Origin of the sequence: Methanobrevibacter sp. (assembly GCF_030539665.1) — an archaeon.
In the GTDB taxonomy this organism is placed as follows: Archaea; Methanobacteriota; Methanobacteria; order Methanobacteriales; family Methanobacteriaceae; genus Methanocatella.
This window is the reverse complement of the sequence record NZ_JAUNXR010000001.1, coordinates 23,543-49,684: the sequence shown is the minus strand read 5'-3', so window position 1 is coordinate 49,684 and position 26,142 is coordinate 23,543. Positions and strand designations below refer to the sequence as shown.

The following is a 26,142-nucleotide window of genomic DNA, read 5'->3' as shown; positions in this document are numbered from 1 at the left end:
AAAATTAAAAAAGATATGAGGATAATGAATTCCCCATTTAAGAAACCACTTTTACAACAGCAGTTGAACTTGCCCCATTCTCAGCAGTTACAGTGATTTTGTAATTGCCAGGAATCAAGTTAATAGGCAGACTTGCAATACCTTCACCATTAGTAACCATAGTATAGGAAATGGTATTGGATGGGAATTTAATGGAGAAAGTGAGTTTCTCGCCAGGAAGCGGCATGCCCTGACCATCAACAATACTAGCTGTGAAACTTGCAGGTTTGCCATATGCTTTAACTAAATTGTTAGCTACCAAAACAGGCAAAACAGTAATGCCGGTTGTAATAGAAGCTGAACCATACTTGGCACTAATGGTATACTCTCCAGCCAACAGATTAATTGTTAAGCTTGCAACACCATTTTCATCGGTTAACACATTGTAATTAACGTTTTTAAAGTTTTGACCATTGAGAGTTAATGTGATAACCTGATTTGCTAAAGGATTTCCATTTCCATCCAATAGCTTTACAGTATATTGAGTGCCATTCCTATAGTATTTTACAATATTGTCAGCCATCAAACTGTCCTTACGTTCCAATACTGTTACTGTGCTTGTGGACTGAACAGAACCGTAGACAGCAGTTATTTCATAGTTTCCAGGAGCCAAATTAATAGGTAAGCTAGCAACACCATCAGCATTAGTTATCCTGCTGTACTTAAGATTGTGGAAATATTGACCATTGAGAATCACAGATACTGCGGCATTGGCAACAGGGTTTCCATATGCGTCAACAAGAGTTACCATATATTGAGTGCCGTTTTTATAATACATTACAATGTCACTATTGTTTACTAAATCATAGCTCATAGGATTTACAGTTATGTTTGTTGTAATTGAATTATTATCATATACTGCAGTTATCTCATAGTTTCCAGGAGCCAGATTAATAGGCAAGCTAGCAACACCATTTTCATTTGCATTAATGGAATATGTAAGATTTTTGAAGTACTGGCCATTGAGAATTACGGTTACGGTTTCGCCAGCAATAACATTTCCCTGTTCATCTAAGACTGTGACATTATATCTTGTACCATCTTTATACATCATGTTAATGTCATTTGCAATGATTCTAGACAATATTTCAATATTTACAGTAATGTTTGCAGGTTCATAAATTCCACTGCCATAATAAGAGATTTCGCCTGTGTAATTTCCAGGACCCATATTAAGATCGAATTTTGCAGTACCATTGGAATTTGTAATATTTGAATAATCCATACCGTCAACAGTCAATACAATTGTTTGATTAGCTATTGGAACACCATTTTCATTAGTCAAATTAACGGCCAATTGAGTTCCGTTGTTATAATATTTGACAACATCTGATGATTCTAATTCCACAGGAACACCAGTTATTGTAAAACTGCTTTTTGCTTGAGAAGAGGTATAATTCCTATTCTCATCAAATTTAACAACAATACTATAGTTTCCAGCAGTGATTTGGCCTAAATTAACTGTAAATTGCCCATTATCAACAGTACCAACATCATTTATAATTTCACCTGTCTCCATGTTAGTAAGTTCAATAGTTAAATTACCAGTTGCAGTAGGACTTACAGTACCATTAACAATTATTTCATTGGCAGAATTTTCAGAAATGCCGTCAATAGCTGTCTTTGTTATAAAAGTCACGTTTTCTGTTACATTATTATAATTGTTGACTATGTTTTTAGCGTCTGCAGTTACATTATGCAAATTTAACTCAGAATTGGAGCCGTAGGAGAATATGCTTCCTTCAACACCAGCATTATTTCTTATGAATGTGGAATTGATAAGGGTTAGATTTCCTTCATTGAAAATAGCTCCTCCATAAGCTCCAGCGTTATTGAATCTAAATGTAGAATCGGCAACTGTCACATTATTATCTTCACCTAAACAGATCGCACCACCCAATAAAGAATCCCCTCCATTGTTAGCGGAATTGCTTAAGAATGAATTTTTAGAAATGTTGACATTATTATTGCTGCCTGCAAATATGGCCCCACCATTGTTAGCGGAATTTACAAGGAAAGAACAATCATTTATATTGGCCACAACATTAGAATCCAAACATATTGCACCACCAAATGCCTCATTAACATTTTCATTTCCAGAATTGCTATCAAATCCAGTTGCGGAAATATTAATGTTTCCATTTGTTGCATATATAGCACCTCCTTTTACAGCCTCATTGCCCATAAAAAGAGAGTTATCAATGTCCACTGATCCTTCACTACAAATTGCCCCTCCTTTATTAATATCTGAATTTATAGCGCTATTGTCTTGAAAATGAGTATCGTTTACAGTTAAAACTGAATTTGGAGCAACGTAAATTGCACCACCATCAACTGCAACATTCCCATTGAAATTTGAATTCTTTAGAGATAATTTTGCTCCATCATACAACATAATAGCTCCACCTTTTGAGTTATTGTTGTTTGCATATGCAAAATTATCATTGAAATTGGAATTATCTATATCTAAAATGGAATTTGAGCCTTTAGCAAAAATTGCACCACCAAAACCAAAACCTGAATTATAATCCGGATTGGTTCCATTGTAGTTTACAACGTTGTTGGTGAATTGTGAATTGGAAATTGTAACTTTGGCATTAGTAATACTGATGGCACCACCCATTGCATTAGTAGCTACCCTACCATTGTTGGTAAAAATACAATTATTGATTTCCAAAGTACTTCCAGCATAACAGTTAACGGCACCATTATTGTCATTGAAAGTACAATCATTCAATATAACGGTTCCTGCATTGTCAATAGGCCTTAAGCTGTTAATAAATTTAATGTTATTAAAAATTACAACTGTATTCTTTGGAATGTCAAATACATAATACCCATTTCCATCAATTGTATGGTCATTACCATTGATTGTAATGTTCTTATTGATGGTAACCCATTTTTCACCTTCAGCCCTTGTGTAATCTGATGTTAAATCTATAGAATCACCAGATTGATCAATTGAGGATTGAAGGTCTGAATAATTCAAATCATTATTATCTTCTGCTGAAATAGCAGAGACAGAAAATACAAAAATTAAGATAGTTAATAAAACCATTACCTTTTTTATCATCATTCTCCTCCATGTAAAATATCTTTTTTTATATTATGCATTAAGATATATAAATATTTGATACGAAAATGAGGAAATTGATAATTTATTTTAAAAAAAGAAAAAAGAAGATAAGAGAATAGAATTCTCAAATCTCAACTAAATTTATTGTTTAATTACTTTTACAGTACCAGTAGCTTTTGCACCATTTTCAAGACTTACGTTAACAGTGTAAGTACCTTTAGCTAAATTAATAGGTAATTTAGCTACACCATTTTCATCAGTGACTTTATAATAAGTAACTGTTTTGGATGGGAATTTAATAGTGAATGCTACTTTTTGATTAGCTGCAGGACTACCTTGTTCGTCTACAACGTTTGCAACGAAATCAGCAGGTTCACCTACTAATATTATAATACTTTCAGTAGATAATACAGGTAAAACAGTAACTGTGTTAGTAGTACTTACAGCACCATATTTAGCAGTTATACTATATTGACCTGGTGCTAAATTAATAGTTAAAGTTGCAACACCATTTTCATCAGTAACTACATTATAAGTAACTGTTTTAAAGTTTTTACCGGTGATAGTAAGAGCTACAGTTTCACCAGCTGCAGGATTACCTTGTTCATCTAAAAGTTTTACAGTGTATTGAGTACCGTTTTTGAAGTATTTTACAAGATCGTTTCCAATTAAATTGTATTGTTTTGCTAAAACAGTAATGGAGTTAGTTACAGCTTCTGAACCATATTTAGCAGTGATGGTGTATTGACCAACAGCTAAATTGATTGGTAAGTAAACCATACCTTCTTCATCAGTTATCCTATCATATTTAAGGTCTTTGAAGTATTTACCATTAAGGATTAAAGATACTGTTTCGCCAGCAACAGGAGTTCCTTTAGCATTTACAAGAGCTACACTGTATTTAGTACCGTTTTTGTAGTACATTACAATATCGCTGTTGTTTACTAAACTATTTGTTGCAGGAAGTACATTGATACTGGTTGTAACTGATTCATTACCACGAGTAGCAGTGATGTTGTATTCACCAGCTATTAAGTTAATAGGTAAGTATGCTACACCGTTTTCATCAGTTGTAATGGTGTATGTAAGGTTTTTGAAGTATTTACCATCAAGACTTACAGTTACGTTTTCACCAGCAGCAGGATTACCATCCTTATCTAAAACGGTTACATTATATTTAGTACCGTCTTTGTAAATCATTTCAATATCGCTAGCAATCATACTTGGTAAAACTTCAATATCTGCAGAAGCTTCAGAAGCAAGATATTCATCATTTTCCTTGAATTCTGCTTTTACTGTGTAATTTCCTGGTTTAATTGAACCGAAGTCTACAGAGTATTCTCCATCAGTTACAGTACCGTCTTGGGTTGCAACAACAGTACCATCTTCATCAATAATGGTTACAGTAATATCACCGTTTGCAGTAGGACTTACAGTACCGGAAATAACTACATTGTTAGCAATGATAGCTGAATCGTTGTCAATGGTAGTTTCAGTAATGTAAGTAACGTTTTCTACATTGTAAGTACCATTGTCATAAATTCCTTTATCATCAGCAACAACATTATCCAATACTAATACTGCAGGATCAGGATAACTGTAAATTACACTACCATTATCTGCTTGATTTCCTATAAATTCAGAATTGGAAACTTTAGTGTATTTACCTGTGTAGATTGCACCACCATAATTAGTAGCAGAGTTGTCTTTAAATGTAGAGTCATCGACATTTAAAGTTTCATTATTGTAAATAGCACCACCACTTACACCTGCAGCGTTATTTTCAAATGCAGTACCATCAACAGCTAAATTAGTAGCCTGATTGTTAATGGCTCCACCATAATATTTTGCTGTGTTGTCTTCAAAGGTACATCCGGATACGGAAGCGTCAATTGAACCTATTAATAAGATAGCTCCACCTTCTCCACCTTTTGCATCGTCAGTATGAGTTGCGGTGTTTTTACTAAATTCAGAATCTTTGACAGTTACAGTTTTATTTGAAGTAGCAGCTGCATAAATAGCTCCACCGTTAGTTGCGTTATTACCTACAAAAGTAGAATTATCAACATTAAGATTGCCTTCAGAGAATATTGCTCCACCGGAACCTACAACGGTATCATCAATAGCAGAGTTACCAGTAAAGTTTGAACCTTTTACAGTAAGCTCAGTATTATTGTCGGTGTAGATAGCTCCACCGTTTACAGCAGAGTTACCGGTGAATGTACAATTTTCAACAGAAACAGATTCAACATTGTTCCATGCGAAAATAGCTCCACCTTGAGCATTATTGTTTTTACTGTTTGCTTTGTTAGTAGTGAATTCAGTATTAACAACAGTTAAATTTCCTCCACCTTGAACAAATACAGCACCACCAAATGCAAATCCATTGTCATCTGCACTGTTTACAGCAGAGTTGTTAATAAATTTAGAACCATTAACTTTAACTGCTGCATTGGTAGCATATATTGCACCACCCATTGCATAGCTTGAAGCTCTAGTGTTATTAATGAAGTTACAGTCATTTACTTCTAAGGTACTTCCAGATAAACTAGAAATAGCTCCTTTATTATTGGTAAAAGTACTGTTATTTAAAGTTGCAGTTCCCATGTTGTAGACAGGTCTTGCACTATTGGTAAAAGTAGAATTATCAACAATCACAGTAGTATTAGTGAAAATAGCTCCACCTTTACTAGCAACACCATTAGCAAATGAAGAATCAGTAACAGCTAAATTAGTAGCTTGATTGTTAATATCTGCACCATTAAACTTAGCCTTATTGTCTTCAAAGGTACAACCGGATACAGAAGCGTCAATAGAACCAATTAATAAAATAGCTCCACCTTCTCCACCTTTTGCATCGTCAGTATGAGTTGCGGTGTTTTTACTAAATTCAGAATCTTTGACAGTTACAGTTTTATTTGAAGTAGCAGCTGCATAAATAGCTCCACCGTTAGTTGCGTTATTACCTACAAAAGTAGAATTATCAACATTAAGATTGCCTTCAGAGAATATTGCTCCACCGGAACCTACAACGGTATCATCAATAGCAGAGTTACCAGTAAAGTTTGAACCTTTTACAGTAAGCTCAGTATTATTGTCGGTGTAGATAGCTCCACCGTTTACAGCAGAGTTACCGGTGAATGTACAATTTTCAACAGAAACAGATTCAACATTGTTCCATGCGAAAATAGCTCCACCTTGAGCATTATTGTTTTTACTGTTTGCTTTGTTAGTAGTGAATTCAGTATTAACAACAGTTAAATTTCCTCCACCTTGAACAAATACAGCACCACCAAATGCAAATCCATTGTCATCTGCACTGTTTACAGCAGAGTTGTTAATAAATTTAGAACCATTAACTTTAACTGCTGCATTGGTAGCATATATTGCACCACCCATTGCATAGCTTGAAGCTCTAGTGTTATTAATGAAGTTACAGTCATTTACTTCTAAGGTACTTCCAGATAAACTAGAAATAGCTCCTTTATTATTGGTAAAAGTACTGTTATTTAAAGTTGCAGTTCCCATGTTGTAGACAGGTCTTGCACTATTGGTAAAAGTAGAATTATCAACAATCACAGTAGTATTAGTGAAAATAGCTCCACCTTTACTAGCAACACCATTAGCAAATGAAGAATCAGTAACAGCTAAATTAGTAGCTTGATTGTTAATATCTGCACCATTAAACTTAGCCTTATTGTCTTCAAAGGTACAACCGGATACAGAAGCGTCAATAGAACCAATTAATAAAATAGCTCCACCTTCTCCACCTTTTGCATCGTCAGTATGAGTTGCGGTGTTTTTACTAAATTCAGAATCTTTGACAGTTACAGTTTTATTTGAAGTAGCAGCTGCATAAATAGCTCCACCGTTAGTTGCGTTATTACCTACAAAAGTAGAATTATCAACATTAAGATTGCCTTCAGAGAATATTGCTCCACCGGAACCTACAACGGTATCATCAATAGCAGAGTTACCAGTAAAGTTTGAACCTTTTACAGTAAGCTCAGTATTATTGTCGGTGTAGATAGCTCCACCGTTTACAGCAGAGTTACCGGTGAATGTACAATTTTCAACAGAAACAGATTCAACATTGTTCCATGCGAAAATAGCTCCACCTTGAGCATTATTGTTTTTACTGTTTGCTTTGTTAGTAGTGAATTCAGTATTAACAACAGTTAAATTTCCTCCACCTTGAACAAATACAGCACCACCAAATGCAAATCCATTGTCATCTGCACTGTTTACAGCAGAGTTGTTAATAAATTTAGAACCATTAATTTTGACTACTGCATTGGTAGCGGATATTGCTCCACCCATTGCAGTTTTTGAAGTTCTTGTATTATTAATAAAGTTACAGTCATTTACTTCCAAAGTACTTCCAGCATAACAGTTGACAGCACCATTATTCTTAATGAAAGTACAATTGTTTAAAATAACGTTACCTGAGTTATCAATAGGCCTTATACTATTAATAAAAGTAACATTATTAATAGTTACTACTACATTTTTTGAAATATCAAATACATAACCCTCTTTTCCATCAATTACATGATTGTTACCATTAATAGTTATATTTTTAGTAATGTTAACCCATGTATCTTTTAATGTGACGTTTCTATTATAATCTGATGATAGATCAATAGAACCACCAGTAGAAGCATCATCGATTGTGGTTTGAAGGTCTGTATAATTAGCTACAGTAGTAGCAGCTCCGTCGTCTGCAGAAACAGCGGAGATAGATAAAGCGCATTTAATATCATTAATAATACAATTATCTTTTTGTTCATTATTTTCCTCCATGAATGAAATAAACCAAGATATAGAAAAACTATACCTCAAGAAATAGATATGTTAACTCACCAATATAAACATTTCTAAAACTACTAAAACATAAGTTATACACAAGAACAATTATTGAAATTCAATGCAATATACTACTGAAACTACAATGAAAAATCCTAATAAAAATAGCTGTTTTTTAAAAAATGAATAAGATTAGGGAATTGAATCCCAATCTTGAAAAAATTTTATTGCTTGATTACGCTTACTATACCTGTAGCTTTTGCACCGTTGTCAAGGCTTAAGTTAACAGTGTAGGTTCCTTGAGCTAACTTGATAGGCAATTTGGCTACCCCGTTTGAATCGGTGATTTTATAGTAAGTAACTGATTTTGATGGGAACTTGATGGTGAATGCTACTTTTACACCTGATACAGGATTACCTTGCTCATCTACAACCTTAGCGATGAAATCAGCAGATTGACCTACAGAAACAACAAGATTTTCAGTAGTCAATACCGGCAAAACAGTGATTTTATTTGTAACACTTACAGACTCATATTTTGCAGTGATGGTGTATTGACCGGCAACTAAATTGATAGGTAAGGTAGCAATACCGTTTGAATCAGTACGGATATTATAAGTAACTGATTTCATGTTTTGACCCACAAGAGTAACAGATACTGTTTTACCAACTGCAGGATTGCCATCTTCATCTAAAAGTTTTACGGTGTATTGAGTGCCATTCTTGAAGTACTTAACCAGATCATTTCCAACCAAGTTGCATTGTTTTTGTAAAACATTTACAGTGGTTGTAACTTCTTCTGAACCGTATTTTGCAGTAATGGTGTATTGACCAATAGCCAAGTTAATAGGCAAGCTAGCTACACCATTGGAATCGGTCACCCTATCATACTTAAGGTTTTTAAAAGATTTACCATTGAGAATTAATGATACGGTTTCACCAGCTGCAGGATTTCCTTTAGCATCCACAAGAGTCACTTCATACTTGGTACCATCCTTATAGAACATGTCAATGTCATTGGATGACAGTTTATAAGTCATAGGATCAATTTTAACAGTACTTTCTACGGAATCATCACCATACTTCGCAGTGATGGTATATTCACCTGGACTTAAATTAATAGGCAAGCTAGCTACACCATTGGAATCAGTAGTTCTGTCATATGACACAGGATTTTTGAATCTCGGACTGTTGATAGTCACAGTAACGATTTTATTTGCAATAGGATTACCCTGTTCATCTAAAAGAGTAACTTCATACTTAGTGCCATCCTTATAGAACATGTCAATGTCCGGTGCAACGATAGTAGGTAAAATTTGAACATTGACAGAAGTTTCAGCTGCATTGTAAGCTTCCTTACCGGCATAAGCTATTTCTGCAACGTAATCTCCAGGAACCATATCAAGATCAATAGTAGCGATACCATTGGAATCAGTAGAAACAGTGAATTCCTGACCGTCAATAGTGACAGTGATTTCCTGATTAGCTAAAACATTTCCTTCATCATCTGTTAAACTGACTGATAATTGAGTGCCATTCTTATAGTATTTCACTACATCATCAGCTTTTAAGTTAACAGGTATTTTGTTAATTGTAATATTGGTTGAATCTTTAGAATTGAAATATCTTTCATTTTGTTCAAATTCTGCTTTAACTTCATAATCTCCTTCAGCGATTTCACCAACATCAACAGAGAATTTACCGTCTTCAACTTTTCCTTTTTTATTAATTACGGAAGAATCAGCCTTATTAGTAAGAATTATAGTAACATTACCATTTGCTGTAGGGCTAACAGTACCTGTGATGAATATTTTACCGTCAACAATGCTTACTTCATCATTGACCTTAGTTTCAGTAATGTAGGTAACATTATCCATTTCAGCACCGTCAACTTCAATACCTTTATCATTTGCTAAATTATTTTTTAAAATTAATTTTTCTCCACCTTCAACTGCAATGTCTGAGAATTTTGGAGCTTCATTATCAATAAATGTACATCCATCGAAAGTTACATTAGAGTTAGGTCCATTTGGAAGAGGTTTCAATAAGGCAGCTCCCCCCCCTTGAACGTCAGCAGTATTGTTAACAAATACACAGTTTGAAACTATTTTATCTCCAGCCTGAAGTATAAGAGCCCCTCCACTTCCTTTAGCAACATTGTTGTAGAAAAGATCTCCCATGAGTCTAGCTGTAGTATTTTTATAGTGTGCTGCAATTGCACCACCACCGCTATTGATCGAAGTATCCCCAACACCAGTAGCGACATTGTCAACAAAGTAACAGCCCATAACATTTAAATTGGTAATCATTGCATCGATTGCTCCACCATTATAAGCTGTATTGTTTAAAAATACTGTACCAGTAATAGTTACGTCAATCGGCTTGGTTGTATCGTAGTTAGGTGCAAATGAAGTGATTGCTCCACCATAACAACCTTTGTTATTTTCAAACCTGGAATTTTCGATGATAGTGGTACCTGTGGTAAGAACAGCACCAACTATTAAATCTCCTTTGTAAGCAGCAGTACTATCACGTTCAACATAATCTCCAATATGATTGAGAACTTTGGTGTTTTTCATTGTTAATACTCCTCCCATATTGGCAATAGCTGCTCCACCATAATCATTGTTAACATTACGTGTTGTAATATTGTTGTTATCAAAAATTGAATCACTTACGATTAAAACGCCTTCACTGTAAACTGCTCCACCCCTATAAGTTGCAGTATTATTCTCAAATTTACAATTGTTTAATATTAAAGTCCCATAATTTGAAATTGCACCACCATAATCACCATTACCGTTAATGAAAGTAAGATCATTGATAGTTACAGTTACGCCAGTGCCGACTTTAAATATAGGTCCCTTATTATTACCATCAATTGTTTTTCCATTACCATTAATTACAATATTTTTTGTAATATCAATTGCAGAGTTTAAATCAGTGCTTTCCCTAACATAATCCACATCCAAATCTACAGTATTTTCAGCTTCTGAAATAGTAGAATTAAGATTAGTGAATGAGCCACCATCTTCTGCTGAAACGGCAGATATGGAAAAAGCACAAACTAAGACAATAAATAATGCCAATAACTTTTTATTCATTATTATCCTCCAATAAGATAAAAGATAAAGTAAAAACAAACACTTCATCTTAAAAATATTTTGTCGTGAAAAGTATATAAAAATATCCATTATTTAAAAAAATATTATATAAATCAACAAATGTTTAAAAAAAAATTTAAAATATTCTAAATTGTCAAAAAATTTTATTTAAAATCAAGTAAATGGATAACAAAACATTCATAAAATAAAAAACATTGAGGAGAAACGGATTTTGAAATAAATATTGGCTTTATAAAATAATATATATTATTATTGAAATATGAAATAATATGCGAGTTATATTAGCAGGAACCGGAAGTGCTGTTGGAAAAACTACAATTTCAACAGGAATTATGAAAGCACTTAGCGAAAAATACAACGTTCAACCTTTTAAAGTAGGTCCAGACTACATTGATCCATCCTATCATACATTAGCTACTGGAAATACTTCCAGAAATCTTGATTCTTTTTTTATGAGCCCTTCACAAATTAGAGATTCCTATAATAAAGCTATGGAAGATAAGGATTTGGCAGTTATTGAAGGAGTTCGCGGACTTTACGAAGGAATTGATTCTATTAATGATATTGGAAGTACAGCATCTGTTGCAAAAGCACTCAATGCTCCAGTAATTCTAATCATAAACAGCAGAAGTCTTGTTAAAAGTGCCGCCGCGCTTGTAATCGGATTTAGAGAATTGGATAAAGAAGTTAACATTGCAGGAGTTATTTTAAACAAGGTGAAAAATAAGAATCATTATCTCAAAACCAAGCGTTCCATTGAGGAAATAACTGGAGTCGAGGTAATTGGTGGAATAAAACGTGACGAGAAAATAACTATTGATCAGCGCCATTTAGGTCTTGTTCCTGCAGTTGAGAGGAAAAACTCCCTCAACCATATTGACAACTGGTCTGAAATGATAAAACAGTATATCGATTTAGACAGGCTTGTTGAAATTATGAAAAGCGCTCCAAAAATCAATTCCAATCTAGAACCGATTTGGAACAAGCTTAACAAACAGCCGGTTAAAATTGGAGTTGCATTTGATGAGGTTTTTAATTTTTATTACAAGGAAAATATAGAAGCCATAGAGGCAAATAATGCAAAAATCGAATATTTCTCACCACTAAAAGATGAGCATCTTCCAGATGTCGATGGAATATATATTGGTGGGGGATATCCAGAATTATTCTCAAAAGAATTATCTGCCAATAAAACTATGCTTAAAGACATTAAACAATTCCATTTAGATGACCGGCCAATATTTGCAGAATGTGGTGGCTTGATGTATCTTATGAAATCAATCCATGGTGATGATATGGTTGGAGTATATCCCTACAAATCAATTTTAACTGACCGCGTTCAAGCTTTAAAATATACAATTACAGAAGTTCAGCAAGACAATATCATCTCTAAAAAAGGAGAAGTTATAAATGGTCATGAATTCCATTATTCAAAAGTTCTAGTTGATAAAAACAATCTTCAAAATCGGCTAGCTTTTAAAATTCTTCGTGGAAAAGGCTCTTACAACAACCAAGATGGTTTTATGGAAAGAAATACACTTGCAAGCTATGTCCATACCCATGTCGCTGCAATGCCCAATTTTGGAGGAAATTTAACAATTTCTGCTAAAGAATTATAGATGTGATATGATGGAATTAAAAAGAGTAGATTTTTTCTCCCCTTGGATTGTAGCACTAGTAATAATTTTATTCCTGATAATGGGATATATAGGGTCATTCAATTATCGTTTTGAAGATCCTTTGAACTCCTCTGTTATCGCGATTGTATTATATTCCGTTGCAATATTTTTAATAGCTTCGTTGATTGTAAAATATAAGATTAAAGTTGAAGAAATCCCAATGAAACAAGTATTGACTGAAAAAATAATATTGACAGTGGTAATAGTTGCAATATTGCTTCAATGCTTAAATTTGGTTTTGCTTGGAGGAATTCCATTATTCAATAGTGTACTAAAGAGCAATGCAACCACCATGCTTTGGAGAGTTTCTTATTTGCTATTTTTACCCTTTATGAACTTATTGCTTGCTCGCAACTATAAAAAAAGATACTTGATTCTTGTTTTAATAGGGGCTTTAATTTACGGCCTTAACGGGTATAGAACCTCAGTATTGGGAGTTCTTGGAAGTTCTTTCATTACCCTTTACTATATTAAAAAAATAAACAGGAAAATTGGAATCATATTCTTAGCTTTGATATTTATTGGAGCAATAGCAATTGGCTATATTGCATCACAATCCATTGCAAATCAACATTGGATGCTTAATCCGTTAGAATTGGTATTTTACAGATTTGGATTCACGTTAGAAGTGTTTGAAAAAATAATTCCTCTTGCAGGCACAACACATGGCCACATTCTATCAATGATTTTCTCATCAGGAAGTCCCAGAACATTTATCGGCAATTATGTGCTTCACTATAATGTGTGTTTAACATCAACATTATTTGGTCCTGTAATGCTTGATTTCGGCCTTATTGGATTAACCATTCAAATGCTGTTCTTAGGAGCATTTTTAAAAATAATGAACAAGTTAGCAAAATCATTGAAAGGAATCGGCATTGCACTATATTCCATAATTCTAGTGCATACACTAATCTGGATTGAAACAGGCCCTACAGACATAATGATTTGGATTTTCTTCCTATTGGGAATATTGTTAACAATAGTGGCTATTAAAGATAAGGCATTATCGTTCAAATAGCCAAATTACTTTTTTTAGATTAAAATCAATATTATTAAGATAATCAAAGAAATGAAGAACACCAAACTTCCTCTGATTATGAAGTTTCTAGACCTTTCTGAAAATAGGAATGTGAATCCATAAGCTAAGACCAATGCTAAAAAGATTTGCAAAGAGCTAATGAGTATATGATCTATTTTTAGAATTGCGCCTCCAATAAATGATATCAGATAAGTGATAATAACCACCAATGCCACTAATATAATTGGATTTCCTAAAACTGGCCTAATATTGTCAAAGGAGCTTTGAGGAGTCTGGTTATAATATCTTCCTAGGGAATTTGAAGAAGTGTTTTGATTTCTTCTTGCTAGAATATTTTCTAAGAATTGAGATATCCTATATCCAAAGCCATTGGTATCTTCGTAATCGTCATAATTATACCTATACAAAGAAGGCTGATAAACAACAGGGTTATTTTGCCTTTGAGTGTTTATATAATCGTCATAATCATATTCATACTCATCATAGCCATATCCTTCATCGTAATTGTATTCCTCATACTCATAATCATCATAGTAAGGCTCATAATAAGGATCATTGTAATTGTCATGATAGGAATCATCATAGTAATATCCATCATCCTCATCCTCTTCCTGATTTTCTATTTGCTTATCCTGATGTCTTTTAGCCAAGCTAAGCAAATCATTCCTATCTACTAACTTAATGTTCTTTTTAAGTGCATAATTTGTAGCCTGTTCTGTAAAAAATGAAGAAGAAACAATGACAATTTTAGATGCTTTTATTCTTTCAGCAACAGTTTCCATATGCTTAAGTGTCTCAATACTGACTGGAAAATCCTTATCAAAATTATTGCATTCCACAACTACACCAAAATCCCCAAAGTTAGTTGGAAGGACTGCATATATATCAATAACATATTGAGAGGTTTTAAAATTTTTATAGACTTTAAAACCAGATTCCTCCATTACCTTAGCTATAAAATTAATAAGTTGTGGCTTTTCCAATCTTCCACCTTTAAAAATAAATTTTCTTTCATTTAAATATTTAAAAATTGTAACTATTAAAGTTTTTTATTAGATACACTTATACAAAAATACTTTATTAATAATTGGCTAATTTAATAACATGAAAGCATTAATAAGTAACGATGATGGAGTCCATGCAACAGGAATATTTGCTGCAAAACAAGCAATAGAGGACTTAGGAGACATTACTGTTGTAGCGCCAGAAATACAGCAAAGTGGAATTGGACATGCACTTACATTATTTGAACCTTTAAGAATCAATAAAACCAAATTAAGAGATGGAAGTCCTGGATATGCGGTTACAGGAACACCAACCGATGCTGTAACAATGGGGCTTTTTGAAATTATGGACGAAAAACCTGACATAATGATTTCAGGAATAAATACAGGATTCAACATTGGAAAATCTGAACTTACAACCTCAGGAACAATTGGGGCTGCCATAGAAGCGGCAAGCTTTGGAATTCCAACAATAGCCATTTCACAAGCAGTAACACGTGATGACGTCAAATTTGAAAATGGTGAAGTGGACATAGACTTTACATTTGCCAAAAAAATGTTAAGAAAACTTGTAGAACACGTATTAGAAAAAGGAATGCCTGAAGGCTGTGACTTATTAAACCTAAATATTCCATCCAATCCTGTTGATGAAGAATTTGAAGTTGTTGGACTTGGAAATAGAATGTACATGCCATCAGTTCAAACACGTCTTGATCCTCGTGGAAAACCTTACTACTGGATACTTGGAGATTTATGTGAGTTTTCAGAAAAAGGAACAGATGGAAATAGCTTGGTTCATGAGCATAAAACAACATTGACTCCTATAAAAATAGATCAAACAGGAGATAAAGAAATATTAAAAAAATGGTTAGAAGATTAGAGTATTTTTAAATCATTTAAAATTCTATCTCTTTCTTCTCTTAATTCATTTAATTTTTTTTCATCGTTACAACCTGCTTGTTTCAAGTGTGCAATAGTTCTTGTAATTGCTTCTAAATTACTTTCTAATTGATTAATCGCCATGATAAAACCTCTTTTTAATATGTTTGTATAAACTAGTAAAAAAAACTAATGAATTTTTTTGAAACATCCGTATTTTAATTAAATATTGAAATATATGCCAAATAATAAGCAAACATGTTGGATTATCCTTAAAAATTACTAAGTTAAGTTATATAAATAATAAAAATCAAATTATAAAATTAGACAAAAATATTATTAGGATTGAATAATAATGGAAAACAATGAATTTAATGTAAACGAACAATTTTTAGCGTTTAAAGGAAAAAATGTCATAGTAGGACTCAGGAATAACATGGAATGTGAAGGAACTCTCATTGCAATTGATAATTACTTAAATTCTGTTATTGAAACTGAAAATGGAGGCATACAAACCTTAAAAGGTGGAGAAGTGAATTTTATTGTCTTAAATGAATAAGACTAAAATTCAACTGGTATTCCCAAAATACTTTTTTTACCGTTATAGACATCTAAAGCAATCTGTGCAGCACCAATAGCTCCTGATTCTTTAGAAATTATTTCAATCGGATATTTATTCTTTAGATATCTGTTAATCTCTTTTTCAAAATTGAAAGGCTCTGTAGTTGATCCCAATGAGCCTGTAAGTACTATGCCCTCTATTTCTTCATTAGCTACTGCAATTAGGCCTGCAATTTCCATAGCTATAGTCATGATTGCTGTATCGATAGCCAATATTGCATTCTTATCGCCGCCAGCATATTTCTTATATAGTTCTTCACGCATGTTGGCAACCTTCCCTCCGATTCCAGCTATCTTAACTGCTCCAGCATGAGAGAAACATTCGTTTGCAGTTCTTCTGCCTTCATCAACGTCACGAATCATTTCCAAATCCAATGGCCCATGAACAATACCCATAGCACCTACACAGGCATCCATAGCTCCCCTAATCTTACCATCCTCAATTAAAATGTCAACACTATTAGAACTAAGGTCAGCCACAATCATGTTATTCCATCCGGTTTCCATAAAGGCATTGTAACATATGCTCACCTTTTCAGGACTTGCCTGATGAGAATAGGCTGCCCTAAACATTTCATCAAGAGAATCGGAATTCTTATGAAGGCCCGGAATCATAATAGCTGGAATTCCAGTAGCTTCCAATTCACTAAAAACAGATGTTCCACCACCGGTAACCTTGCCGGCACCATTGATTGAAAGGATTCCCCTATCTTCAACTTTATCAATCGGAAGAATTTTATTAATTCCATCACCCATTGCATAGGTAATAGCCATTAAATCTACCGCATCCAAATCTATTCTTTTCTTCAACTCTTCAACAGCAGAAACTTTTCCCTGTTTGCTTTCTTCCCTGCCAATTTTAAAAACATCCAAAACTTCGCCATCATTAGACATTATACAAAAGGATATGCCTGTTGTTCCATGATCCATTCCTATAAACATGAAAATATATATTTAAATTATAGTTTTTATAAGTAGCTATTAAAATGAGTTAAAAATAATAAAATAAAAAAAGAGTTAAAATGATTAAAAAATTATTTAATCATCTTTTTGTAATCCACAAGCTTTTCTGAGTCTGGTTCCAACGATTTCGATGGTTTCTTGACCTTCAGCTTCTCTCATTTCTTTTAGGTTTGCACCATCGGTTGCGTTTTCATCAGCCCATTGTTTTTTGAATGTACCATCTTGGATGTCTTGTAATACTTTTTTCATACCGTCTTTAGCTTCTTGGGTAATTACAGTTTCTCTTCTGGTTAATCCACCATATTCAGCAGTATTACTTACATCTTTCCACATTCCTTCAAATCCTTTTTCGTAGATTAAGTCTACAATAAGTTTTACTTCGTGACAGGTTTCGAAGTATGCGATTTCAGGTTGGTATCCAGCTTCAACTAAAGTTTGGAAACCGGAGTTGATTAATTCAGTGATTCCACCACAAAGAACAGCTTGTTCACCGAAAAGGTCAGTTTCTGTTTCTTCTTTGAAAGTGGTTTCTAATACACCAGCTTTGGTAAGACCAGTGTCTTTTGCCATACCTAATGCAATTTGTAAAGCGTCGCCAGTAGCATCTTGTTCTACTGCTACTAAACCAGGAATACCGAATCCTTCTTCGTAGGTTCTTCTTACCATAGAACCTGGTCCTTTTGGAGCAAACATTACTATGTTTACATCTTCACCTGGTTTGATTAAGTCAAAGTGAATATTGTAACCATGGGAGAATGAAATTGTATTTCCACTTTCAACATATGGTGCAATTTGTTCATTGTAAACTTTTTCTTGGATTTCATCAGGGAGTAAAATGTGAATGATATCTGCTTTTTTAGCTGCATCTTCAATGGACATTACAGTCATGCCATCTTCTTTAGCTAAATCCCAAGATTTTCCACCTTCTCTTACACCAATAATAACGTCAGCTCCACTGTCGGCCATGTTTCTGGATTGTGCCCTACCTTGACTACCATATCCAATAACAGCTATAGTTTTACCTTCAAGAGCATCAGTTTCTACATCTGCATCGTAATACATTTTCATATTAAAATCTCCTTTTTGATAATTTAATAAAAATAATGATATTAATATATCAAGTTTTATATTTAAATTTCTAACTTTATAAAACTAATGGAAATAAAAAACTCATATAATTAAATAAAAAATTTAAAAAAAAAGAATGTAGAATAATTATCTATCATCTACAACAACTTCAAGTTCACCAGATACGATATCTAACAATACTCCATGAATAGGAACATCTGGAATAAGTGGGTGGTTTCTGATTGTTTCAACTGTTTCGATAACATTTTCTTTTTCATCATCGAAAACTCCGCTCCAAGCTTTTAAATCAACTTTTTCGATTTCAGCTTCGTCGATTCCACCATCAATCATTTTTTGTCTTAATGCTTCTGGGTCACTTCCAGCCATACCACATTCGGTGTGGCCTACTACAAGCACTTCTTCTGCTCCAAGAGAGAAAATAGCTGCTGCGATGGATCTGATAGCGTCTTCACCTACAATGGTGTTTCCAGCATTTCTGATTATTTTTGCATCTCCTCTTTCAAGTCCGAGAGCTGGTTCTAAAAATCCAGATAATCTACAATCCATACATGCTAAGACCGCTAATTTTTTTTGTGGGTGGTGAGAAAGTTCTTCACCTTCAAAGTCTTTTACAAATTCCACATTTTTTGCTAAAATTTCATCTAACATCATTTTATCAACCATTTATTTTATTTATTGTGTACCACGAGAGATAGCTGTCAAACCAGTACGTGATATTCTTTTAATACCATAACCTTTTAAGAGTTTTATAAACGCATCTAATTTTTCCCTATCTCCTGTAATCTCAATTATTAATGTTTCCTCACAGACGTCCACAATCTTTGCCCTGAATATATTGACATATTGCATGATTTCTGCTCTTGCCTTTTCATTAGGAACATTAACTTTTATAAGACATAATTCTCTTTTAACAGCTGTAGATGAGATATCTTTTATTTTTATTACATCTACAAGCTTGTTTAATTGTTTAGTTACTTGCTCCAAGGTTTTTTTATCTCCTTTTACAACAATGATCATACGAGCAAGTCCAGGAACTTCTGAAATTCCTACAGTAATACTGTCAATGTTGAAGCCTCTTCTTGTAAATAGGCCAGCTACTTTTAGCAATACACCAGGTTTATCTTCTACAAGTGTACTTATAACATGTTCATTTGTCATTTAACTCACCTATACATCTTTTTCAAGTTTGTACTCACCAAGCATTTCATTAATTCCTGCACCTGGTGGAACCATTGGTAAACATTCATCTTTATTAATTACAATATCCAATAAAATTGGCTCATTATCTTTAATAGCTTTCTTAACTGCTACTTCTGTTTCTCCAGGTTTTGTAATTCTTTCGGCGTTAATTCCAAAACTTTCTGCTAGTTTTACGAAATCCGGAGATTTGTTTAAGGTAGTCTGACAGTATCTTTCGTTGTAAAGCAAGTTTTGCCATTGATAAACCATTCCAAGAGTTTGGTTTTCTAGAAGAGTGACGATGACCGGAGTATCATATTCCCTAATGGTTGCTAGTTCTTGGCAAACCATTAAAAATCCGCCATCTCCTGTAATGGCCATTACTGGATCTTCAGGACAGGCCACTTTAGCTCCAATTGCTGATGGTAAACCGAATCCCATGGTTCCAAGACCACCTGAAGAAATGAATTTGCGAGGTTTGTGAATATCTAAAAAGTGGGCCGCCCACATCTGATTTTGTCCTACATCAGTAGTGATGATAGTATCTTCATTAATAGCTGCACCAATTTCCTTCATGACAGTTTGTGGTTTTAATGGAACATCATCATAAGTAATTCTAGGATATTTTTCAGCTTTATGAATTTTTAAAGTATTTGCCCAATTTTTTGAGGCATCTGATGCAGAATAATCTTTTAAAAGACTTAAAAGTGATGACAAGATGTTTTTAGCATCCCCAACAATTGGGAGGTCCACTTCAACATTCTTACCAATCTCTGCAGGATCAATATCAATATGAATAACTTTTGTATTAGGGGCGAAATCTGATAGTTTTCCAGTAGTTCTGTCTGAGAATCTTGTTCCTACTGCTATTAACAAGTCACTTTCATTTATAGAATCATTTGCTACCTTACGACCATGCATTCCAAGCATTCCTAATGCAAAATCATCAGTTTCATCAATAACACCTTTTCCAAGTAAAGAAGTCATAACAGGTGCTTTTATTAATTTTGAAAGTTCCACCAATTCCTTACTTGCACCAGAAATTAAAACACCGCTACCTGCTAAAATGAGTGGTTTGTCAGATTCCCTAATCAAATCACGTGCCTTTCTAATTTGCTTGATGTTTCCCTTGATTGTAGGATTATAACCAGGAGTGTTTATTAATGAATCTTCAAATTTGGATAACTCCCCTTCCTGAACTTCTTTTGGAACATCTATTAAAACAGGACCTGGCCTTCCACTTCTAGCTATCTCAAAGCTTGTCTTTATTGTGGATGGGATTAAATCAGGATCTTTTACTTGATAACTGTGTTTTGTAATTGGCATTGTAATACCAACAATATCTGCTTCCTGAAATGCATCATTTCCTATTAGACTTGAAGGTACCTGACCAGTAATTGCTAAAATAGGAGAAGAATCCATATAAGCAGTGGCAATTCCAGTTACAAGATTAGTTGCACCGGGACCTGAAGTTGCCAAACACACACCAACTTTACCTGATGCTCTTGCATATCCATCGGCTGCATGAGCTGCACATTGTTCATGTCTAACTAGCATATGGTGCATATCCGCATCATATAACATATCATAAAATGGTATGAGTTGACCTCCAGGATAACCAAAGATAACTTCAACCCCCATTTTCTTAAGGGACTCAATAATTGCTTCTCCGCCTCTCATTATAATAACCTTAAAATTCGTTTATATGATTTAACTATTTGATTAAAGTAGTATATATTATTAGTTAAAATACTCAAAATCATTATCAACAATATAAATATAAATAATAAACTATGGAAGACAAATCTTTTGAAAGTTTAATAAAAGGTAGAATGAGCAATGGAACAAACCCTTGTCAATTAAATACATTTGAAACTTCAAAGTCATCGCTTAAAACTGTAATTTGTAAAAGATGTGGAAAGCGTTTTAAAACAAATGAAGATACAGAATACTGTTTTGAATGTGGGAAAAAATAATAAACCACAAAAGCCAAATTTATAATCATATATAAAAATGGAGAACTTAATATGAAAGTCTTAGTTGTTGGAACTGGTGCTCGTGAACATGCAATAGCTAGCAGATTAGCTGACGATGTTGAGTTATACGCTTATATGAGTAAGGTAAACCCTGGAATATCAAAAATAGCCACTTATAAAATAGGAGACGAAGGAGAAGTTGATAAAGTTGCCGAATATGCAAAAGAAAATGAAATTGACATTGCATTTATCGGACCTGAAGCTCCTCTTGGAAAGGGAATTGTAGATGCTCTTGAAAAAGAAGGAATAAAATGTGTCGGCCCTACTCAAAGTGCTGCTAGAATAGAAACCGACAAGTCATTTATGAGAAATCTATTTGAAGACAAGGAAATCGAAGGATCACTTGTATACAAGGTATTTGACAATACTGAAGATGTAAATAACTTTTTAGATGAATTCGACAAAGATGTTGTTGTAAAACCTGTAGGATTGACTGGAGGTAAAGGTGTAAAGATTGTTGGAGACCACCTTAAGGACAACGAAGAAGCTAAAGAATATTCAAAAGAGGTCATTGATAATACTATGGGTGGTTTTGCTCAAGTAATTATTGAAGAAAGACTTTTAGGTGAAGAATTTACAGTTCAAGCGTTTTGTGATGGTGAAAATTTAGTAGCTATGCCGGCAGCTCAAGACCATCCTCATGCATTTGAAGGGGATAAGGGTGCTATCACTGGTGGAATGGGCTCATATTCTGATAAAGGTGGCCTTTTACCATTTTTAACTCAAGAAGATTATGATAAAGCTGTGGAAATCATGAAAGCTACTTTAAAAGCAATAGCGGAAGAAGCAGAACCATACAAAGGAATCTTATATGGTCAATTTATGCTTACAGCAGACGGGCCTCGTTTAATTGAATACAATGCCAGATTTGGGGATCCTGAAGCTATGAACGTATTAACTCTTATCAAAACTCCATTAGCAAAAGTATGTGAAGACATAGTAAACGGAGAGTTAACTGAAGTAGAATTTGAAGACAAAGCTTCTGTTTGCAAATATATTGTGCCTGATGGATATCCAGAAACCGAATATGCTGGAGAAATCATAGAAGTGGATGAAGAAGCCATTGAAGAATTAGGTGCAAAAGTATTCTATGCAGCGGTGAGCGAAGAAGAGGATGGAATACACCTATCAGGTTCAAGAGCTCTTGGAATAGTGGCTACTGGAGAAACTATTGAAGAAGCTGAAAAAATAGCTGAAGAAGCTGTAAAATATGTAAAAGGACCAGTATATCACAGAAGTGATGTGGGAACTCCAGAACTTGTCCAAAAACGTGTAGATCACATGAATGAAATTTTAAATGAATAGTATCCTAAATGGATACTTTTACTACTTTTTTTAATTAAAACTGTCCTATTTCAGAATGCCACTTATTTTAACCTATCTTATATAAGAAAATTTTTAGAACCAACTAATTTTACATCTTCAAAAAACAGAATTTGTAGGAAATTTAATTTGAATAGCTATAAATTAATTAGAAACCTTTAATAATAAATAAGAAGAAATATTTTATTTTATTAGGAGTTATAAAAATGAAAGATTTATTATCTGTTTGTGATATTCAAGGAGAGGTAAAACACATTCTTGAATTGGCTGAGAAACTTAAACATGGGGAAATTGAGGGAAAACCTTTAGAAGGCAAAACATTAGCCATGATATTTCAGAAATCATCTACAAGAACCAGAGTGTCCTTTGATGTTGGAATGTATCAGTTAGGTGGACGTGGAATATTTTTATCCTCACAAGACCTTCAAATGGGCAGAGGAGAACCAATATCAGACACTGCAAAAGTTTTAAGCAGGTTTGTAGATGGAATAATGATAAGAGCTATTGAACATAAGGATGTTGAAGAACTTTCAAAATACTCAGAAGTTCCTGTTATTAGCGGACTTACAAATGTAGAGCATCCTTGTCAGGCATTAGCTGATATGCTTACTGTAAAGGAACATCTCGGAGGATGGGAAGGTAAGAAATTAACCTTCGTTGGAGATGGAAACAATGTCTGCAACTCTCTTCTTTTAATTACAGCAATGCTTGGAATGGATATGGCAGTAGCTTGTCCGGACAAATACTCCCCAGATGAAAAAATCCTCAATAAAGCTAAAAAAATCGCTTCAGAAAATAATTGTGAAATAATTGTCACTGATGATTTAGAAAAAGCAGTGAAAGATTCCGATGTCATTTATACTGATGTTTGGGTTAGTATGGGTGATGAAAAGGAACAAGCTCAAAGAGAGGAAGATTTCTTACCTTATCAAGTTAATGAAAAATTAATGAGCATGGCAAAACCAACAGCAATATTCATGCATTGCCTTCCGGCCATTAGAGGCCAGGAAGTAACAGCTGAAGTCATTGACGGACCACAGTCTGTCGTATTTGATGAAGCGGAAAACAGGTTGCATGCGCAAAAGGCTGTTTTATATTATTATTTAAAATAGGCCATCCGAAATCTTTCATTTTATTTTTCAAAAACTCCACCAATTTACTATTTTTTATTGATTTTAAACAACCTATTTAAAATGTTTTATTTTATAATCATCAAACTGTTAGTACTTGTTTTAACCATTGCTTAATTTAAATACCTTGTAGGACAAAAATACAATAGCTCCACCATAAAATATGTTTTATAAACATCGAAATATAGGGATAAATGCTAAGGTTTATAAATGAAAAGGGTCTATTAATAAGTGGTAATAGGTGATTTATATGTTATTAGCTAATTCAAAACTTTATAAAAACAATAGAACAACAGTTCCATTAGAAGTAAGAAAAAAACATGAAATTGAAAATGATGATGAAGTTACAATCCTTTGGGGGACCAATGAACAAGGGGAAACCATTGTTCAATTTAGAAAGAGACAAAAATAAATAATAGTAAAAAGAATTTAATCTTTTTACATTTTTTCAGGTGCTGAGACACCTAATATATCTAAAGCGTTTCTTAAAGTAATACTAGCTTTATCTACAAGAATAAGTCTAATATCTTCATTTTCAGATCCTATAACTTGTTCAGCTTTATAGAATTTGTTGAAGCTATTAGCCAAATCTTGACAATATTGAGTTATATTGTGGATTCTTTGTTTGTTTGCTGATTCTTCAACTACCTGTGGGAATTTGGCTAGTGTACGTACCAAGTCCTTTTCGTTTTCATTTGGAATCCAGTCTTGAGGAATAGCTAAGCTAGATATATCCTTATCTGATTTTTTGAGAAGTTTGCAGGCTCTTGCATGAGCGTACTGTATTGATGCACATCCTCTTTCGAAACTTAACGCCTCATCCCATTTGAATGTGATGTGTTTTTCTGGTGAAAGTTTAGCTATGAAGAACCTAATTGCACCAATTCCGATTTGTTCAGCGATTGGAAGAACCTCTTCTGGAGATAAATCCGGATTTCTCTTTTCGATTTCAACAGCTGCTCTTTTTACTGCTTCATCAACAAGCTCATCTACAGATATGAATACTCCTCTTCTTGTGGACATTGAACCTTCAGGCAATGTTATGAATTCATAGAATATTACTTCAGGAGCATTTTCGCGAAGAATCTCTTCAAAAATAACTTTGATTTGCTTAGCTGCAAGCTTGTGGTCGGAACCCAATACATCCAATACAACATCACCAAGACTGTTCTTAAATCTATGATATGCCAAATCTCTTGTGGAATATAATGATGAACCGTCGGATCTTCTAAGAACAAACTCTTTTTCAATTTGCCAAAATGTTAAATCAATGAAGTCAACTTCTCCTTTTGACACGAATCCTTCATCTTCAATGTAGTCCAATAATTCGCCCACTTCACCATTACGGATAAACTGGCCTTCCCACTCAAAGCTATCATGATTTATATTGATTCTTTGAAGTGTTTCCTTGATTCCAGATAAACATTTTTCAACTACATCTTCGAATATTTTATTTAATTCAGGGTCATCCCCACTTTCATATTTTTTAATTAATGCATCTACATGTGAGTTTAAACTTTCATCCTCTTTGAGTTTTTCATTGGCTTTAAAGTATAACCTTCCGATTTTGTGGTCGATTTTATCTCCCTCTTGATCTTCAATTTTAAGACCTAACTCGGTTATACCTAAAACTATAATAGCGATTTGCCTACCCATATCATTAACATAATATTGAGTTACAACATCACGCCCTGATAATTTTAAAAGTCTTGAAAGAGAATCTCCAAAAATAGAATTACGTACATGTCCTATGTGCAATGGTCCATTAGGATTTGCAGAAGTATGTTCCAATATGATTTTTTCATCGACTTTTGGAAGATGGCCATACATTTCATCTATTCTTTCAAGAAGAACTTTTGAAAATTCATTATAGTTAATGAAGAAGTTCACATAAGGGCCAACAGCTTCAACCTTTTCAAAAATTTCTGGAACTTCTATTTTAGAAGCTAACTCCTCAGATATTAAATGTGGAGATTTTCTAAGTTTTTTAGCTAAAGTAAATGCAATAGTACTAGCTAAATCACCTAATTTTGGGTTAGGTGGGAAATCTAAACGAAAATCCTCATCAATTTCACAGTCCATATCCTGAACTGCTTCTTTAATAGAATCAATAGCTTGTTTTTCTATTTCAAAATACATTTGTTCACCATT

Annotated in this window: 19 protein-coding genes; 8 read left to right on the top strand and 11 right to left on the bottom strand. The window is 33.7% G+C overall.

Going from position 1 to position 26,142, the window contains the following annotated elements:
• Nucleotides 1–37 precede the first annotated feature (37 nt).
• The 3 genes from Q4P18_RS00165 to Q4P18_RS00155 form a co-directional block, all read right to left on the bottom strand.
• Nucleotides 38–3,112, bottom strand: coding sequence for an Ig-like domain-containing protein (locus Q4P18_RS00165; RefSeq protein WP_303334288.1), 3,075 nt, complete (start codon nucleotides 3,110–3,112; stop codon nucleotides 38–40).
• Between the two features lie 144 nt (nucleotides 3,113–3,256).
• Nucleotides 3,257–7,918 carry a right-handed parallel beta-helix repeat-containing protein gene (locus tag Q4P18_RS00160; RefSeq protein WP_303334286.1) on the bottom strand — a complete coding sequence of 1,554 codons (4,662 nt, stop codon included), beginning with the start codon at nucleotides 7,916–7,918 and terminating at the stop codon, nucleotides 3,257–3,259.
• A 227-nt stretch (nucleotides 7,919–8,145) separates the two neighbouring features.
• A complete protein-coding gene (locus Q4P18_RS00155; protein ID WP_303334284.1) occupies nucleotides 8,146–11,025 on the bottom strand; it encodes a hypothetical protein in 2,880 nt (959 codons plus the stop codon).
• Nucleotides 11,026–11,315: 290 nt separating this feature from the next.
• On the opposite strand from Q4P18_RS00155, the gene cfbB reads away from it, so the two are divergent.
• Nucleotides 11,316–12,665 (top strand): Ni-sirohydrochlorin a,c-diamide synthase, encoded by a 1,350-nt coding sequence (gene cfbB / locus Q4P18_RS00150; protein ID WP_303334282.1) that lies wholly within the window; start codon nucleotides 11,316–11,318, stop codon nucleotides 12,663–12,665.
• A 10-nt stretch (nucleotides 12,666–12,675) separates the two neighbouring features.
• Nucleotides 12,676–13,746: an oligosaccharide repeat unit polymerase family protein gene (locus Q4P18_RS00145; RefSeq protein WP_303334280.1), complete on the top strand. Its 1,071-nt coding sequence runs from the start codon at nucleotides 12,676–12,678 to the stop codon at nucleotides 13,744–13,746.
• A gap of 14 nt (nucleotides 13,747–13,760) precedes the next feature.
• On the opposite strand, the gene Q4P18_RS00140 is transcribed toward Q4P18_RS00145, so the two are convergent.
• A complete protein-coding gene (locus Q4P18_RS00140; RefSeq protein WP_303334278.1) occupies nucleotides 13,761–14,750 on the bottom strand; it encodes a restriction endonuclease in 990 nt (329 codons plus the stop codon).
• Between the two features lie 121 nt (nucleotides 14,751–14,871).
• Between Q4P18_RS00140 and surE the strand changes: the two genes are divergently transcribed.
• On the top strand, nucleotides 14,872–15,651 hold the full coding sequence (surE, locus tag Q4P18_RS00135; protein ID WP_303334276.1) for a 5'/3'-nucleotidase SurE: 780 nt from the start codon (nucleotides 14,872–14,874) through the stop codon (nucleotides 15,649–15,651).
• Here surE and Q4P18_RS00130 read toward each other — a convergent pair.
• The gene (locus Q4P18_RS00130; RefSeq protein ID WP_303334274.1) at nucleotides 15,648–15,794 is read right to left on the bottom strand and encodes a hypothetical protein; all 147 of its coding nucleotides are present in this window, start codon (nucleotides 15,792–15,794) and stop codon (nucleotides 15,648–15,650) included. The genes surE and Q4P18_RS00130 overlap by 4 nt on opposite strands.
• A gap of 211 nt (nucleotides 15,795–16,005) precedes the next feature.
• Between Q4P18_RS00130 and Q4P18_RS00125 the strand changes: the two genes are divergently transcribed.
• Nucleotides 16,006–16,209 carry an LSm family protein gene (locus tag Q4P18_RS00125; RefSeq protein ID WP_303334272.1) on the top strand — a complete coding sequence of 68 codons (204 nt, stop codon included), beginning with the start codon at nucleotides 16,006–16,008 and terminating at the stop codon, nucleotides 16,207–16,209.
• 2 nt (nucleotides 16,210–16,211) lie between these two features.
• On the opposite strand, the gene Q4P18_RS00120 is transcribed toward Q4P18_RS00125, so the two are convergent.
• The 5 genes from Q4P18_RS00120 to Q4P18_RS00100 form a co-directional block, all read right to left on the bottom strand.
• Complete coding sequence (locus Q4P18_RS00120) at nucleotides 16,212–17,213, bottom strand: methanogenesis marker 12 protein (RefSeq protein WP_303334270.1); 1,002 nt, start codon at nucleotides 17,211–17,213, stop codon at nucleotides 16,212–16,214.
• Between the two features lie 96 nt (nucleotides 17,214–17,309).
• A complete protein-coding gene (gene ilvC, locus Q4P18_RS00115; protein WP_303334268.1) occupies nucleotides 17,310–18,302 on the bottom strand; it encodes a ketol-acid reductoisomerase in 993 nt (330 codons plus the stop codon).
• Nucleotides 18,303–18,449: 147 nt separating this feature from the next.
• Entirely contained in the window at nucleotides 18,450–18,974 is a 525-nt protein-coding gene (locus Q4P18_RS00110) for a carbonic anhydrase (RefSeq protein ID WP_303334266.1), read from the bottom strand.
• A 21-nt stretch (nucleotides 18,975–18,995) separates the two neighbouring features.
• Nucleotides 18,996–19,481: an acetolactate synthase small subunit gene (gene ilvN, locus Q4P18_RS00105; RefSeq protein WP_303334264.1), complete on the bottom strand. Its 486-nt coding sequence runs from the start codon at nucleotides 19,479–19,481 to the stop codon at nucleotides 18,996–18,998.
• 9 nt (nucleotides 19,482–19,490) lie between these two features.
• Nucleotides 19,491–21,182, bottom strand: coding sequence for an acetolactate synthase large subunit (locus tag Q4P18_RS00100; protein WP_303334262.1), 1,692 nt, complete (start codon nucleotides 21,180–21,182; stop codon nucleotides 19,491–19,493).
• A 152-nt stretch (nucleotides 21,183–21,334) separates the two neighbouring features.
• Here Q4P18_RS00100 and Q4P18_RS00095 point away from each other — a divergent pair, with 152 nt between their 5' ends.
• The 4 genes from Q4P18_RS00095 to Q4P18_RS00080 all read left to right on the top strand — a co-directional run bounded on the left by Q4P18_RS00095 (nucleotide 21,335) and on the right by Q4P18_RS00080 (nucleotide 24,403).
• Nucleotides 21,335–21,478: a hypothetical protein gene (locus tag Q4P18_RS00095; RefSeq protein WP_303334258.1), complete on the top strand. Its 144-nt coding sequence runs from the start codon at nucleotides 21,335–21,337 to the stop codon at nucleotides 21,476–21,478.
• Between the two features lie 51 nt (nucleotides 21,479–21,529).
• Entirely contained in the window at nucleotides 21,530–22,843 is a 1,314-nt protein-coding gene (gene purD, locus Q4P18_RS00090; protein ID WP_303334256.1) for a phosphoribosylamine--glycine ligase, read from the top strand.
• Nucleotides 22,844–23,067: 224 nt separating this feature from the next.
• Nucleotides 23,068–23,973 carry an ornithine carbamoyltransferase gene (gene argF, locus Q4P18_RS00085; RefSeq protein WP_303334254.1) on the top strand — a complete coding sequence of 302 codons (906 nt, stop codon included), beginning with the start codon at nucleotides 23,068–23,070 and terminating at the stop codon, nucleotides 23,971–23,973.
• A gap of 268 nt (nucleotides 23,974–24,241) precedes the next feature.
• Nucleotides 24,242–24,403: a hypothetical protein gene (locus tag Q4P18_RS00080; protein WP_303334250.1), complete on the top strand. Its 162-nt coding sequence runs from the start codon at nucleotides 24,242–24,244 to the stop codon at nucleotides 24,401–24,403.
• A 26-nt stretch (nucleotides 24,404–24,429) separates the two neighbouring features.
• On the opposite strand, the gene argS is transcribed toward Q4P18_RS00080, so the two are convergent.
• Entirely contained in the window at nucleotides 24,430–26,130 is a 1,701-nt protein-coding gene (argS, locus tag Q4P18_RS00075) for an arginine--tRNA ligase (RefSeq protein ID WP_303334248.1), read from the bottom strand.
• Between the last annotated feature and the right edge of the window lie 12 nt (nucleotides 26,131–26,142).